This is a genomic window from Phycisphaerae bacterium, assembly GCA_035275405.1.
GTDB lineage: Bacteria > Planctomycetota > Phycisphaerae > UBA1845 > UTPLA1 > DATEMU01.
This window is the reverse complement of the sequence record DATEMU010000012.1, coordinates 376,705-390,239: the sequence shown is the minus strand read 5'-3', so window position 1 is coordinate 390,239 and position 13,535 is coordinate 376,705. Positions and strand designations below refer to the sequence as shown.

The window sequence follows — 13,535 nt, the reverse complement described above, 5'->3', positions numbered from 1 at the left end:
CAACTGCCCGCTCAGCCCGCGTAGACGCAGTCGTAGGCCATGAGCGCGCCAAGGACCAGCAGGATACAACCGGCGGTGGCGAAGTGGCGCGGTGAGCGAATCCGCTCGGTGACGAACTTCAGCGGCAGACCGGGCACAAGAAAGTAGATCGCCCCTTTGATCAGAGCCGCCCATCCGTAGACCGTTACGAGCACACTCAAGTCCCACTCCCAGCGATTGTGTGTGACGACGATGAGCAGCCCGAGCGGAAACGTCATGAGGGCGATGACAAACGGGCCGGAGGGGTTTTTGAAGATCGGTTCAAAGAAGGCCTTCCAGCGCCAGCCGCATACGATGTGCGAGAGGCCGACGATGAGGAAGGCGAGGGCGAGAGCGGTTTGAAGGGGTTGGGAGGCCATGGGTTGTTTCCTTTCCATATTGTGTGTACCATAGGATACATCTTGTAGTATAGAGTACATAACGGGAAACAACCAACTCTAAAAACGGCGGTTCCAGCTTTTTTTGGGGGAGGAATCCTCCAACGGCGCTTGCGGCGGAGCGAACAAAGTGTTAGTATTGGGGAGGAGACCTCCGGAGGGCTCGTCGATCGAAGCCTCCCATTCTGTTATGCGGCGCGAGACGCGCAAACGATCTTCATCGCCATGGTCCAGGCGGGTATCGAATTCGATGAGGGCCGTTTCAAGGGGGAGGCTCGATTTCCAACATCAGAGGCCGTTAGGGGTATGCAGAATCACCATCCCCAACCCGTCAGTCGCCGATGGGCAATCCCGCAGTTTGCAGCCCTCGTTGCCGCACTTTGCGCCGCATGCGGGGCGACCGTCGTGCATGCGCGTTTACCCGACGTGCCCACGGGATTTGTCGGGACGCAGATTGACGACCCGGGCGGCGAGGTCGGCGATATCACCAACGGGGGGCAATTCGGCACCTGTGGTGAGCTATGTCCCCCGGTTTCTGCGGGCGATGTCACCGGTGATGGCGTCCGTGATGGACGGGACATTGCACGATTTACAGCAATCTTGTTTTCTCCCTTCACGACTTTGGCGGAGATTTGCGCCGCCGATTTTGACGACGATGGCGGAATCGACCCCGGAGACATCCTCGGCTTTTCGCAAGCCCTGTTACAAGGAACGCATGCGCCGGATGTCACCATCCTTCAGAATGGCGTCGTCGTCTGTAACCCGACCTATCCCTACGAGATGGAGGCGTACGACGAAGGCGACCTGCCCGACCTGCGCGATTTTGCGAGCGAGCACGACATATTCGCGGGCATTGACATGCAGGCGGACTGGAAGGACCGCGAGTGGGAGATGATTCAGGCAATCGTTCGGTTCGTGTCGTCCCGTTTGCATTGGCATGGCCGGGATATCGAATTCAGTCTGGCTCCACGGGCAAAATTGATTCTAGACACCCTCGCCGACGATGGAACGATCACCGGGTGGGGTGACGATGATCTTTACGGGAACGTCAGCGGCGTCGACGATATTGTTCCGAATTCCGGCTTCATGGCGGTAGAGGCCGGTCAGCATCACAGCTTGGCCCTGAGGATCACGGGCGTCATCGTCGCCTGGGGGCGTAATCAATTTGGCCAAGGCACAGCACCCACGCCCAATGCGGATTTCATTGCAATCGCGGCGGGAGGGAACCATAACCTCGCGCTTAGTGCTAACGGATCGATCGTGGCTTGGGGCGACAATAGCGTCGGGCAGTGCAATGTTCCTTCGCCGAACAGCGGGTTTATTGCCCTCGACGCCGGGGCCAGTTTTAGCATCGGCCTTAGGTTCGACGGAACCGTTGTGCAGTGGGGCTCCATGTCGACAACTGTGCCATTCAACGGCGCTTGGCAAACCCACGTCACTCAGGTTGCCGCAGGCAGCGATCACTGCGTCGCGATTCTCGATGACGGTTCGGTGGTCGCTTGGGGTTCCAACAATGATGGGCAATGTAACGTCCCGTCGACGTTCCTAGGCCAGCCGATCACCAACAACGTCTTGGCGATCGCCGCGGACGCCCGGCGAAGTTACGCTGTGCTGGCCACGCATTCGAACGTAATCTCCTGGGGACTTCCCCTGACGATTACGTTTCCGGTCAGCACGTTCCGTATCTGGTCCAATCCGACGTGCCAATATGCGATTGGCCGTCGCTCCGTCGACCCACCAACAATCGAAATCAACGGAACCGGCGAACAGCCGAGCGGACCTTTCCCTTTACCCCCGACGAATCTAGCCTGGGTAAGCTTTGCCCCCGGCGAGAACTTCGCCTTGGGATTGGCCAGCCACCATTGGAGTTGCGGATCGTTGGCATATGCCGTCATCGGCATGTGCGTCGCACATGGAATCCCGGCGCGGCGTGTCGGCGGAAATGACGTGAATTGCGGGGGCGACGTCATGGTTGAAGTGTACTCAACCCGGTTCAACAAGTGGGTCCTTTTCTTCCCGCATGCCAACCGCTGGATTGAGGGCGCCGACGGAATCCCGCAGAGCATCGCGCAGATGCGTGCTCACCATGACGCAGGGAATTATGCGATTACTGTAGCGTACGAGGCCGGTTTCGTAGGACGCGGATACCGTGCGATACCGGCCAACGGATCGGGGTTGGTTTTTCAACCACATCCCATTTGTACGGCTCCGATCTTCCCGCATATCCCTTTAGCCTGGTGGTCAAACACACTGCTGACTCCTCCCGCGGAGACAGACCTCTTCGAGTACAATCATACTTTTGCCGCAAACAAGTGGAACCACTTCCCGCCACAAGGCGATTCTATATCTGCGTTCTTGTACGACGACTATGAAGATGTCAGCGCCGAGTGTGGCGGGGGTTGGCTCAACGTTCCGGTCGTGGCCGACGACGACACGAATCTGACATACCCACTTAACAACATTCAGGCCACGGCTGAGCGCCAGGACGTCAATAAGGTCCAACTGACGTTCATCCACAACATGAATCCGAAAACCGGGGGATTCGATCATTATGAAACAAGCCTCGACGGAGGGAACACCTGGGAGACGATCGCGCTAGAGTTCGTGGGCGAGGGCGTCTACAACTGGTACCCAACCACCAATGCGACGTTGATGATTCGGGGCGTTAACGAAGCAGGCGTCCACAGCCCAGATATTGTGATAAACTTCACCGTCGAGTAACGCCATCGTTCCGACGCGCCCTCAATTCGTAAATCTGACGCTTCCGATCCGCGAACAGTGCCACGCCAGTTACTCAATCGCCGCTTCCCATTCGGCGTTGAGAGCCGCGAGTTCAGCTCGCAGCGCGTCGTATTCGGCGTGCAGGGCCTTCGCGCGGTCGGCGTCTTTCATGAGGGCGGGGTCGGCGAACGCGGTCTCCAGCTCCTTCATCCGCGATTCGGCGGCCATAATCCTTTCCTCAATCTCCTCGACTTTTTTCGCCGCGTACTTCGAACGCGATTTTTTCTTCGGACCCGAATCGGCGGCGTGGCGCTGCTTTTCGCGCAGCTCCTCGCGGCGACGGGCTTCTTCCGCCCGGCTCGCCTCCTCGCGTTGCGCGAGGATCGTCGCGTAGGCCGACCAGCTTCCGGCAATGAGTTCGTGGCGACCGCGCTCGACCAGGACCAATAGCCGCTCGGCGACTCGATCGAGAAAGTAACGATCGTGACTGACGGCCAGAATGCTGCCGGTGTAGTGGGTCAGGGCCTCTTCCAACGCTTCGCGGGCGGGAATGTCCAGGTGGTTTGTCGGCTCGTCGAGGATGAGCATCTGCGGGCTCTGCCAGACCAGGCGGGCCAGGAGCACGCGCGACTGCTCGCCGCCGGACAGGCTGCCAACCCGCTTGAAGACCTCCTCGCCGCGGAACAGGAACAGTGCGAGGAAGGACCGTGCCTGGCCCTCGGACATCTCCGGTCGCACCGCCCGCACCGCCTCCAGCACGGTCAGCGATTCATCCAGATCACGGTGCTCCTGGTCGTAATAGCCCACCCGCAGATTCTCGAACAGCCGCACCTTCCCGCCTGTCGGCGGCGTCTGGCCCAGGAGCATCCGCAACAGCGTCGTCTTACCCACGCCGTTGGGCCCGATGATGCCGATCTTCTCCCCGCGGGTCATCTCAAAATCCAGATCGCGGATGAGCACCACGTCGCCGAACGCCTTGGTCGCCTTCTCGCAGCGGATGACCATGTCCCCGCCGCGCTCGTCGCTCTTAAGGCGCAGCTTCATCGCCGCGGTGTCGCCTTTGGGCTTTTTCAAGATCCGCCCGTCGGCCTCCATGCGGTCGAGGTACTTCTGCCGACCGCGGGCCTGCTTGGCGGAATCCTTGGCGTACCGCGACCGATCGATGTAATCGCGCTGATGGGCCAACCAGGCGTCCTGCTTTTCGAAGTCGCGCTGGGCCTGGAGCAGGCGGAGACGCTTGGCCTGGGCGTAGTTCGTGTAATTCGTCGGATAGACGCTGACCCGCTTGTCCTCGACCTCGACGATCTTGGTCACCACACGATCGAGCAGGTACCGATCGTGCGAGATGATGACCGCCCCGCCACGGTGGAGCGCCAGGTGCCGCTCCAGCCACCGAGTGGCGTCAATGTCCAAGTGATTCGTCGGCTCATCTAAAAGCAAAAAGTCCGCCTCTTCCAAAAGCAGCCGGGCCAATGCGGCACGGCACTTTTGACCGCCGGAAAGCTGAGAGACGCTCTGCTGATACTCCTCCGGCGCGAAGCCCAGCCCGCCGAGGACCTCCCGCAGGCGGATTTCGTAGTCATAGCCTCCCCCCGCCTCGAAGCGCGCCCGAAGCCGGTCATACTTTTCGAACAGGTTCCCGCCCTGCGCGCGGTCGTGAGCCGCGGAGATGTCGTGAGAGAGGATTGCCAGTTCCGCCTCCAATTGGCGATGCTCTTCAAATACCGCGCCGACGGCTTCGATCAGCGGCGCATCCTCCGGAAGCTGCGGCTCCTGTGGCAGGTACCCGATAGTCGTTCCCGCCGAGACGGCAATGTCCCCACGGTCCGGCTTCTCCGCGCCGACGATAAGTTTGAACAGGGTCGTCTTGCCGGACCCGTTGGCCCCGATCAATCCGACCTTTTCGCCTTTATGGAGATCCAAGCTCACGCCGTCGAGGACGACGTGGCCGCCGTAGGACTTGACGACCCCTTGAATTGAAACGGCGGACATGGGCCTACCCCAGGATTGCATGCACCGCCGGGGGCGCGGAGCGAATGTGCCGATCAATCGGCTGAGGGAGTATTGTCAGGAAAAGGGAGACTAGAAGCGAATGGCGACGTCGCCGGTGCTGGCGGTTTGGGCGCGCGAATCGGCGATGACGCCGATGCCGGTAGAGGGAATGGCGTGTTGCCGCCGCAGATCGGCGATCGTTCGTGACAGCGTTTGCTCCTGGGCCACCGTGACACCTTCGCCGCTCGCCGTTGTCAGCAACAAGTGGATCGTCTCAGGACGATCGGGGTCGGGTTGGCCGATTTTCCAGGCCGAACTCTGGTAGAGCTGGCCGGATTCGTCGATGCGTAAGTGGAAGAATCCACGAGGGTTGCGATCGCTCTCCGCACGAACGGCGATCTCACTCCAGCGCGGCGAAGAGAGAACTTGGCCGCGAAGAGGTGTGACCGGCGAGAGACGGCCGACCCACAAGAGGAAAAAAGTCCCTCCCGTCATGGAGACGACGAGGGCAATGAGAGTCTTGTAGTGACGATGCTGGTGTCGAGACTTGCTGGCCGCCATGAATGCCTCAAACGGCGACTCCCGGGCCGCCGCGCGACGATTGCTGCTAGTACAACCCTACCATTGTCTATCGGTCCATGCCAAACGCAAAATCCGCTTTTTCCAAAAAAAACTTCGGTCTCAACGCTGGAAACGCGTGACCTTATCAGACCACGTCTTTTCAGCCTCGAACCGCGCTTTTTCTGGGAACACCGTTCCATCGGTATAGGACGTTGTTCCAAAATATTACTCGGCTCGCGGAGACCGTTCACTTGATTGCCGCATGACACCGCCGACGGACGACCGCGGCGGCAACGGATCGACGATTCGAGTTTCCCGATATCGACCAGCGCGCGGACTTCGCTTAGACAAAGTTCGGTTGGCCGTGCGAGCCATTCGAACGTACGAATCGCCCGTGGCAACGCCGAGCCAGGCAAAGCCCTGCGCGCCGCCGCTGCCATTGATACGTCCTGAAACAACCCGGTGTTCTATCTCCGGCGTGACATGAGCCTACTTCCTGGCGGGTATCGGTAGCCCCAATCGCGCCATAACCAACTTCAGGTCTTCCCAAGCCTTGCTCTTCTCGCCGGGATCGCGAAGGAGATAGGCGGGATGGTAGGTTGGCATGACCGGGATGGGTGCGCCGACGAGGGCGGTGCCGCTGGGATAGAACTCATGCCAGCGGCTGCGGAGGCGGCCGATGCCTTCGCGGGTGCTCAACAGGGTTTGGGCCGCCGGCGCGCCGAGGGCGATGATCACCTCGGGATTGACGATTTGAATCTGCCGCAGCAGATAGTCCTTGCAGGCGGCGATTTCGTCCGAGGCGGGCGTACGGTTGTTCGGGGGCCGGCACTTGAGCACGTTGCAGATATAGACGTCTTCGCGCCGCAACCCCATGCCCTTTTGAATCATGTCCGTCAGAAGCTGACCCGCCCGCCCTACGAAGGGCTCGCCGCTGAGGTCCTCGTCATGCCCGGGAGCCTCTCCAATAAACATGATCCGCGCGGCCGGGCTGCCCACGCCGAAGACGGTCTTGGTCCGCGTCGCCGAGAGGCCGCACTTGACGCAGCCCTTTACTTCGTTGTCGTCGATAACGGCGAGTTGGATCGTTCGCTCGCGAACTTCCTCGGCTCTCACCGGCGGACGGGCGGGGGCAAGAGGCGGGGCCGACGGCGGAAGAGCGGTCGCGGGCTTTGCGCCGATTCGGATCGACAGGGCATCCGCACCGAGGATCGCGTCGGACTCGAAGCGGTCCCTCAATGCGGTAGCAATCCAATTGTGCGTTACTGCTTCCATGTTTCGCTTGACATCTTAGCGAGGATGGTCACGCGTCGCGCCGATAGATCTTGGGGGCAATACTAGTGAAGCGATGCAGCGGCCAGAGGTGCGCCTCCGCGGAACGATCGTCCATCATCAACAACCCTCCCGGCCGAACCGCCGCGACGATGTTGGCCATTCCCGCCCCCGGATCCTCCAGACGGCACACGACATTGAACGCGATCACCACGTCCGCCTCGACCGACGGGCGTTGAAAGGAAATATCCGTGAGCAGGCACTTCGCCTGGGGGAGTTGCGTGCGGACGGCCGAGAGGATCCGCCGCGAATGGTCGACGACGACCAGTTCGTGCGGCACGGTGATGACCGATTCCAGCTCCACCGGTTCCAGTGACGCCAGCGGCATCCAGGGAATCCGCCGCAGCACCTGGTCGCTGTACCGCGCCGCATCGCCGATCAACTTCCGAATCGCCGACGAGCCGTTGGCCGCCGCGTCGTTGAGGAGCATCCCCGCCAGACGCGTCACGCCGCCGGGGCCGATGAGCATGATCGTCGGCCGCCCGGGCCCTTCCGCGCGGAGCAATTCATCCAGCCTTTTGAAGTGCGCGAGGTGCCGATTGTGCCAGGATGTCGAGCCGACGGGATCGTGCACGTCACGGAACCATCTTGAACCGGACGACGTTGCTGTTGATCTTCCCGCCCAGAACATCTTCGACTTCGACCTTGAACACGTACTCCCCCGGGGCCAGGGATTTAGGAATCGCCAAGGGACCGATCGTCAAATAAAAGTCCCGCCGCTTTCCCCGGGCCAGATCTTCGATGTTGTCGTCCTTGGCACTCCACAACTCCTCGCCGTTCTTGTTCATGAGACTCTCGCGGACGGACAACAGCGTGCGATACATGCCGGAGGCGGTCGTTTCGCTCTTGAAGTTATCGACCTCGATGTAGAGCAGCACCCGATTCTTGCCCCCGGCTTTGAACTCCAGGGGGTCAAACGGCTCGTACCGTCCAAACCCGTCAATCGCACGGCAAAGCTCCACTTTCGGAACCAGCAAATCCGCCTTGGAACGCAATAGACCGCGGAGCTTCTCGAGCGCTTCAAGCTGTCGATTCGCCCAGATTGCCGGGTCTGGGGAATTCGGCATCCCCGCCGCTTGCACCGCCCGGAGCTGGCCGAACATGATCTCCTGCGTCTCGGCATCCAGGCCCGGCGACGGCGCCAGGGCCTTTTGGTCCTGACCCTCCACAAGATACAACATGCGCAGTTTGAACTGCTCCTCCACGTTGTCGGGATTCGCTGCGGCGATGGCCTCCTGTGCCCGCACCTTCTTTTGCGTTGCATCACCCGCCGCCCGTGACGCGGGCGCATTCACCGCAATCGGAGCGGAAGCAACCGGCTCTTCGCGTGCCGTTGTCTCCATGGCCGGCGGAGCCTGTTCCGGCTTCGGCTCAGGGACCTCCACCCGCGGCTCGTCGACGGTAGTATCCACGCGTACCGTCTGGTTTGACGTCGCCTCGGTGGCGTTATGGTCCTCGACAATTGCGGAACGCTGCTCCGCCAATGGAGGCGCAGGCGAACCTATTGTCTTGGACTGATCCGGTGGCGCGTCGTTGTGCTCGGAGCCATCAGGCGATGATTCGGCGGATTCGTCGCCCGCACCGGTTGGATTTCGCTCTGTCGGCGTTGAAGCGAGAGCGCCATCGTTGCTCACGGCCGCCTCAGACTGATTTATTTCGCCCGATTGATGATTTTCAGGCGGGCTCGCCGACGTGCCGTCCTGCGGCCCCGCTTCATTTGGCGTCGTCGATGGCTCGACCGTGACCTCCGAAAGCACCGGCGGCTTCATCGCCGTTTCGGCCGTCGCGCTTTCCTCTTGAGCGGTGGAGTCTTCCGAATTTGGCGGCGGGCTCGACTCCGCCATCTCCGCCTTACCCTGAGCGGGCGTGGCTGGCTCCTGATCCGCGGGAACTTCCTGACGATCGCCTTCGGTCTCCTCGCCATTGTCGGCCCCACTGTCTGATTGAGCCGCGTGCTGGGATTCGTCTGACGGCTCGACAATGGCCGCTTCCACGGACACATTCTCGGGTTCGTTCCCCTCCGGCTCGGTCCGGCTGCGGATCGCGGTCTGGCGCACCCGCGCGGCGCGATCCGGATCACCTTGGCGCTGAATCTTGGAAGTAACGTCGTTGTTTTGGTACGACGGATCGTACTTCGGCTCCATCGACTGAACGTAGCGCTCGACCTTTTCATCCACCTCCTTGCTCTTGGGATCGTCCGCCGCCGGATCCGGCGGGTTCTTGGCTTCCGCGACCGCCGGCTCGCTCTTCACCGGCCTCCGCGCCTTGGTCACCGGCTTGTCCTTGGAGGCCGGCCGATTGAGCCCGAACCAATCCCACTCGCCTTCGGCGCAGCCGCACACGGCGACGACGACCGACACCATCATCCATCGCCCAACGGAACACAAACGATGCATTTGCATGATGACTTCCCTCGCTAACGCGCCGCGACGCGGGCGGGCCCGGTCGCGCACAATTCAACGATCAGCTTTTCAACGGCCGACCGTACCGTTCCCAGCCCGGTCTTGGTCGCCACGTCGATGGAGAGGAGTTTTACCAGAATCTGCTGCCATTGGCGCAGGGAAAACCGGTCTAATTGCCGCTTTAGCTGATGCGTATCGGTCCAGATTCCCGCGGCCCGCGCGGCATCGAAAAGCGACGAACCCTGTCCGACCAGTCGCTTGGCCTCTGCCAGCCGCGCGAAGGCGTAGCGCAGACCACCAACGGCCCTGAATTCCGCCTTGCGATCCATCGCCATGACCTGGTCCCACAGCGCCAAGGCGCCGCCGGCGTCACCCGCGGAAATGGCGTCGGTGAGAATAAAGACCTTTTCTTCGCGCGAGGCCCCGACCAATGCATCCACGTCTTCCAATCGGATACCGGTCCTCGGCAACACGTATGTCGCCAACTTCGCCAATTCCATGTCGAGCAGACCCAGTTGCGGCCCGACGAGGTCGGCCAAACGCCGCGCCGCCTGCGGCTCCAGACGAACGCCGTGCGCCTCCTGCGCCTGGCCGGCCAACCAGCCTGGAAGGGCTGCTGCCTTGGGCGTTTCGCACGGGATATTGACACCAACCTTTTCAACGAGCTTGTAGATTCGCCAGCTCTTTTGCCACGACCGGCACACCAACATCAGTACTCCGGTCGGACAGGGTTCTTCGATGTAGGACTCCAGGGCCGCGCGATGCGCGGTCACAAATCCGTCTGAGTCGTTGACGATAACCAGTCGAAGCGGGGCCAGGAGTGAGGCCGTCCGGCATTCGTCCAGGACATCGGCGAGTCGGGCGTTGTCGCCTTCAAACTCCGCGAGCGCCATCCGATCACGATCCGCGCCGAGGACCAGCGCCTTTATACGTTCGACGGCCTGACCGCGAAGATAAGCGTCGGCGCCGAAGACGGCGTACACGGGGGCCGGCGATGCGTTGGATGTTTTTTGAGTCTTGGCCATGGGACACCGGTTCCACCGGCGTTTGGAGGCCATCTTACGGCTCGGGTTCGCCGCTGGCCAGTCCCGACTCCGTCGGTCGTCCTGGGTACAGTTTCATGCGCTCGGCCGCACGGGACCGCACGGCCTCCGGCGCTTCTTGTAGATCTGCTACCTTGGCCCAGGACGCCCGCGCCCCGGCTCGATCGCCCATGAACATGGCCACATCCCCGAAGTAAAGCCACGCCTCGGCGTCGTCAGGCTCCAGCAACAGCAAGCGCTGGAGCGTCTCTCCCGCCGACCGGTAGTTTTGCCGCCGGGTCTGCACGAGCGCCAGCGACTTCAATGCCGCGCGATGGGTCGGTTCATCCACTAACAGTGCTCGCAATTCCTTTTCCGCCTCTTCCGGCTGCCCGGACAGCAAGAGCAATGCGGCCAAGTCGTGGCGGGCGGCGGCCAGGTGGGGATCGAGGTCGAGCGCTTCGCGATAACGGGCCAGTGCCAGATCGGTCTCGCCGCGGAGTCGGTGCCAGGTGCCCGAGTCATATTTCCGCTGCGCTTCCTGATTGACCTTCCGATCCGGCGATTGATCGCCGCGAACGGGCTCGCCGGGCCCAATCAACGCCGGTGTATCCGGGAGTGGATCAACGGCATTGGGTTTTTCGTTTCCTCTTGTTACATCCGCCAAACGCGGCGATTCTCCCGACGTCGATGCCGCGGGAGTCGAGTTCTGTACCCGAACGGCGGGTCGGTCGCTGCGTAGAGCGATATCGCTCGCGATCGAACGCCCGACATTCCCCGCCCGGTCGATCGCCGTGGCCTTGACCGAAAACGGAGCGCTCAGATCTTCCGGCGCCGTCCAACGAAAGGAGCCCGATGCTTCCAACAACTCGGCGATCAGTCGGTACGACTTTGTTTGCTCGCTGCGATAGTGAAGGCTGACCGGCCGATCGGGAAGATCGGCGTCCTGTGCCGTCCATCGAATCGTCACATCTCGATTGAGATTGAAATGCTCGTCCGGTCGCGCCTCCAGGATCTGCACGATCGGCGCTTCCCGGTCGACGCGAATCCACTGCTGCGGCGCGGTCCCGGATGTCGGCGACGGCGACGACGCCCCGGCCGCGTTGTGAAGGACGATGAAGAAGCCGTACAGCCCGTCGGACTCCGCCGTAAACCTCAACCTCCCCGAGGTATGCGCCTGCGGAATCGAAAGTCCCCCGCCCGATCGCTGCGACGCGAATTGCCGCCATGTTTGTCCCTCGTCGTGGGTAACGAAAGCATCGACCTGAGTAACCTGACCACCGTTCCCACCCACTTGATAGGTAATCGAGAGTGATGAAGAGGAGACCGATGGCACTTCGCACGTGAAGGCCGACGAACCGCCTTCGTCCGCTGCAACCATAGGCAGCCACTGCAGCGCCGCGGCCCAGATCACTACGCTCTGGACCACAGTATTTCTGTACATGAAGCAATCCAAAGGTTTGTCTCGTGCCATGCGCGCACGGAAACCGTCAAAGTCGAACGTCTGGTTATCGGGCATATCGACCAGTGCATGAGGCGAACTGAAACACAGCAGGCGTGACGGTCATTATCGCCCCGAACGTGCCCGGCAGTATTGATATCGCCGCATTTCTCACGTCACGGTCGCCGCGAAACGATGATGTTTCTGCCGACCCAGTGTCGGTCACAGGTTCGACCGCGTATCCACGGCCGCTCAACGATCGGCCGCATGAGGGCGGCGAACCCATCGAATCGATCGCCGTTTGGGGGAAAGTAGTGAACGCATACCGGCTCCGACATCGCGCCATCTGGGGAAGTCTGGCCCTGCTCGTGGGAGCGTTATCCGGTTGCGCGCAAGTCGACAGGCAGCCGCAACCCTCACCGCGCCGCGCGGCGACGCCGGCTCGGCATAAACAACCCACGCCCGTGCGCACCGTCGAACCCACGCGCCACGTCGAACCCGCGCCCAAGCCCGTTGAGGCGACCGACGATCATCGCGACCGCCACCCGTCGATGTGGAAGCGCAAGCTCAGAGCGACGTATACGTGAACCGCTGTCGAACAGGACAGTCTGCGGCAGAATAGTGGCCCGGTCACTGCCGCAGCGGCATGCCCGTGACCCGCCCTTCGAAGACCATGGTCCCCTTGCAATAGGCCTGGATATCGCAGACGAACCGGCGGGTGCGGGCTTCGATCATCTTGCCGGCAAAGTCGATCCGCGCCGGGGGGATGACCGAGCCGCGGAACTTGGCCCCGTCCACGCCCCCGAAGCCCATGAACGAACCCTCCTCCATTGGCATAATAAAAAGCTGCGCGAAGGCCGCAAGATGGGCGGCGCTCTCCATCATCAAGATGCCGGGGAAAATCGGGTTGCCCGGCATGTGACCGCGGCACCACCATTCGTCGGGGCGGACCTCGCGATAACCGGCGACCGTGCCGGCCGCCTTGTCCAGGTGATAGATTCCGTCGAGTTGGGAGAATTCGAATCGCTGCGGCAACAGGTCGTAGATCTGCTCCCGCGTGTAGAGCAGGCGGCTCGTATCGACATTGGCAAGGTCGAGGATGGCGGGCGGCGGCATGCGAGGCCTTTTACAACAAACGGACCGGGTGGCCGCAAGTCATCAGACATGCCGGCGCGTGACGGATTCTAGCCTCTCTACGATTCCGCCCCTGCCTCGGTAGAGCGGACTTCGAGGATCTTCTTGCGGACGTTCTGAGCCGCGTTCTTGATATCCTGCATCGCTTTACGAACGCGGGTGCCGGCGGCCTTATTGCCGCCCTCGGCCTTGGCCACGTCGTCCGCACAGGCCTCTACAAGCTGCTTGAGGGTCTCGTACTCCTGCATGAATCGGTCTCCTGTCGTTTAGCGAAAAAAAGAGCGCAAGCCCTTTGAAACCCGGCTTCTCGGCTTCCCTAGCCCTCCAACCGCCGAGGAGTCTAACCGGACTTTAGTACGGGACAAGATGGAAATCGGCGATTCCGGGTAGAAAATGAGGGTCGCGATTTATTGAAGACAGGTTATATCCATAACTTGCGGGCGAACCGACAAACAGTTAGCATCCGTTTTTCGTGAGATGATTGCCCCCGTTTGATTAGTCCGACCCGGAGCCT

Annotated in this window: 12 protein-coding genes; 2 read left to right on the top strand and 10 right to left on the bottom strand. The window is 61.5% G+C overall.

Translation table 11 applies throughout. The features are described from left to right. Positions 1 to 11 precede the first annotated feature (11 nt). The gene (locus VJZ71_14445) at positions 12 to 398 is read right to left on the bottom strand and encodes a hypothetical protein (GenBank protein HKQ49268.1); all 387 of its coding nucleotides are present in this window, start codon (positions 396 to 398) and stop codon (positions 12 to 14) included. Between the two features lie 324 nt (positions 399 to 722). Here VJZ71_14445 and VJZ71_14440 point away from each other — a divergent pair, with 324 nt between their 5' ends. Continuing rightward, positions 723 to 3,137, top strand: coding sequence for a hypothetical protein (locus tag VJZ71_14440; protein ID HKQ49267.1), 2,415 nt, complete (start codon positions 723 to 725; stop codon positions 3,135 to 3,137). Positions 3,138 to 3,206: 69 nt separating this feature from the next. On the opposite strand, the gene VJZ71_14435 is transcribed toward VJZ71_14440, so the two are convergent. The 7 genes from VJZ71_14435 to VJZ71_14405 form a co-directional block, all read right to left on the bottom strand. Next, positions 3,207 to 5,129, bottom strand: coding sequence for an ABC-F family ATP-binding cassette domain-containing protein (locus VJZ71_14435; protein ID HKQ49266.1), 1,923 nt, complete (start codon positions 5,127 to 5,129; stop codon positions 3,207 to 3,209). 90 nt (positions 5,130 to 5,219) lie between these two features. Next, complete coding sequence (locus tag VJZ71_14430) at positions 5,220 to 5,690, bottom strand: hypothetical protein (GenBank protein HKQ49265.1); 471 nt, start codon at positions 5,688 to 5,690, stop codon at positions 5,220 to 5,222. Between the two features lie 489 nt (positions 5,691 to 6,179). Next, positions 6,180 to 6,965 carry a uracil-DNA glycosylase gene (locus tag VJZ71_14425; protein HKQ49264.1) on the bottom strand — a complete coding sequence of 262 codons (786 nt, stop codon included), beginning with the start codon at positions 6,963 to 6,965 and terminating at the stop codon, positions 6,180 to 6,182. A gap of 28 nt (positions 6,966 to 6,993) precedes the next feature. Further along, positions 6,994 to 7,596: a class I SAM-dependent methyltransferase gene (locus tag VJZ71_14420; protein HKQ49263.1), complete on the bottom strand. Its 603-nt coding sequence runs from the start codon at positions 7,594 to 7,596 to the stop codon at positions 6,994 to 6,996. Position 7,597: 1 nt separating this feature from the next. Beyond that, positions 7,598 to 9,424, bottom strand: a complete 1,827-nt coding sequence (locus tag VJZ71_14415; protein ID HKQ49262.1) for a hypothetical protein — start codon at positions 9,422 to 9,424, stop codon at positions 7,598 to 7,600. A gap of 14 nt (positions 9,425 to 9,438) precedes the next feature. Next, a complete protein-coding gene (gene holA / locus VJZ71_14410) occupies positions 9,439 to 10,449 on the bottom strand; it encodes a DNA polymerase III subunit delta (GenBank protein HKQ49261.1) in 1,011 nt (336 codons plus the stop codon). A 34-nt stretch (positions 10,450 to 10,483) separates the two neighbouring features. Beyond that, positions 10,484 to 11,890, bottom strand: a complete 1,407-nt coding sequence (locus tag VJZ71_14405) for a tetratricopeptide repeat protein (GenBank protein HKQ49260.1) — start codon at positions 11,888 to 11,890, stop codon at positions 10,484 to 10,486. 113 nt (positions 11,891 to 12,003) lie between these two features. On the opposite strand from VJZ71_14405, the gene VJZ71_14400 reads away from it, so the two are divergent. Beyond that, complete coding sequence (locus VJZ71_14400; protein HKQ49259.1) at positions 12,004 to 12,474, top strand: hypothetical protein; 471 nt, start codon at positions 12,004 to 12,006, stop codon at positions 12,472 to 12,474. Positions 12,475 to 12,517: 43 nt separating this feature from the next. Here VJZ71_14400 and VJZ71_14395 read toward each other — a convergent pair whose 3' ends face one another. Both VJZ71_14395 and VJZ71_14390 read right to left on the bottom strand, forming a co-directional pair. Continuing rightward, positions 12,518 to 13,003, bottom strand: coding sequence for a 3-hydroxyacyl-ACP dehydratase FabZ family protein (locus VJZ71_14395; protein ID HKQ49258.1), 486 nt, complete (start codon positions 13,001 to 13,003; stop codon positions 12,518 to 12,520). Between the two features lie 77 nt (positions 13,004 to 13,080). Next, positions 13,081 to 13,269, bottom strand: coding sequence for a histone H1 (locus tag VJZ71_14390; protein HKQ49257.1), 189 nt, complete (start codon positions 13,267 to 13,269; stop codon positions 13,081 to 13,083). Positions 13,270 to 13,535: the final 266 nt, after the last annotated feature.

Excerpts from the sequence above, each read along its gene's own strand:
- VJZ71_14390 (HKQ49257.1), bottom strand. The coding sequence starts at position 13,269 with ATGCAGGAGTACGAGACCCTCAAGCAGCTTGTAGAGGCCTGTGCGGAC.
- VJZ71_14430 (HKQ49265.1), bottom strand. The coding sequence starts at position 5,690 with ATGGCGGCCAGCAAGTCTCGACACCAGCATCGTCACTACAAGACTCTC.
- VJZ71_14415 (HKQ49262.1), bottom strand. The coding sequence starts at position 9,424 with ATGCAAATGCATCGTTTGTGTTCCGTTGGGCGATGGATGATGGTGTCG.
- VJZ71_14445 (HKQ49268.1), bottom strand. The coding sequence starts at position 398 with ATGGCCTCCCAACCCCTTCAAACCGCTCTCGCCCTCGCCTTCCTCATC.
- VJZ71_14395 (HKQ49258.1), bottom strand. The coding sequence starts at position 13,003 with ATGCCGCCGCCCGCCATCCTCGACCTTGCCAATGTCGATACGAGCCGC.
- VJZ71_14425 (HKQ49264.1), bottom strand. The coding sequence starts at position 6,965 with ATGGAAGCAGTAACGCACAATTGGATTGCTACCGCATTGAGGGACCGC.
- holA (HKQ49261.1), bottom strand. The coding sequence starts at position 10,449 with ATGGCCAAGACTCAAAAAACATCCAACGCATCGCCGGCCCCCGTGTAC.
- VJZ71_14440 (HKQ49267.1), top strand. The coding sequence starts at position 723 with ATGCAGAATCACCATCCCCAACCCGTCAGTCGCCGATGGGCAATCCCG.
- VJZ71_14405 (HKQ49260.1), bottom strand. The coding sequence starts at position 11,890 with ATGTACAGAAATACTGTGGTCCAGAGCGTAGTGATCTGGGCCGCGGCG.
- VJZ71_14435 (HKQ49266.1), bottom strand. The coding sequence starts at position 5,129 with ATGTCCGCCGTTTCAATTCAAGGGGTCGTCAAGTCCTACGGCGGCCAC.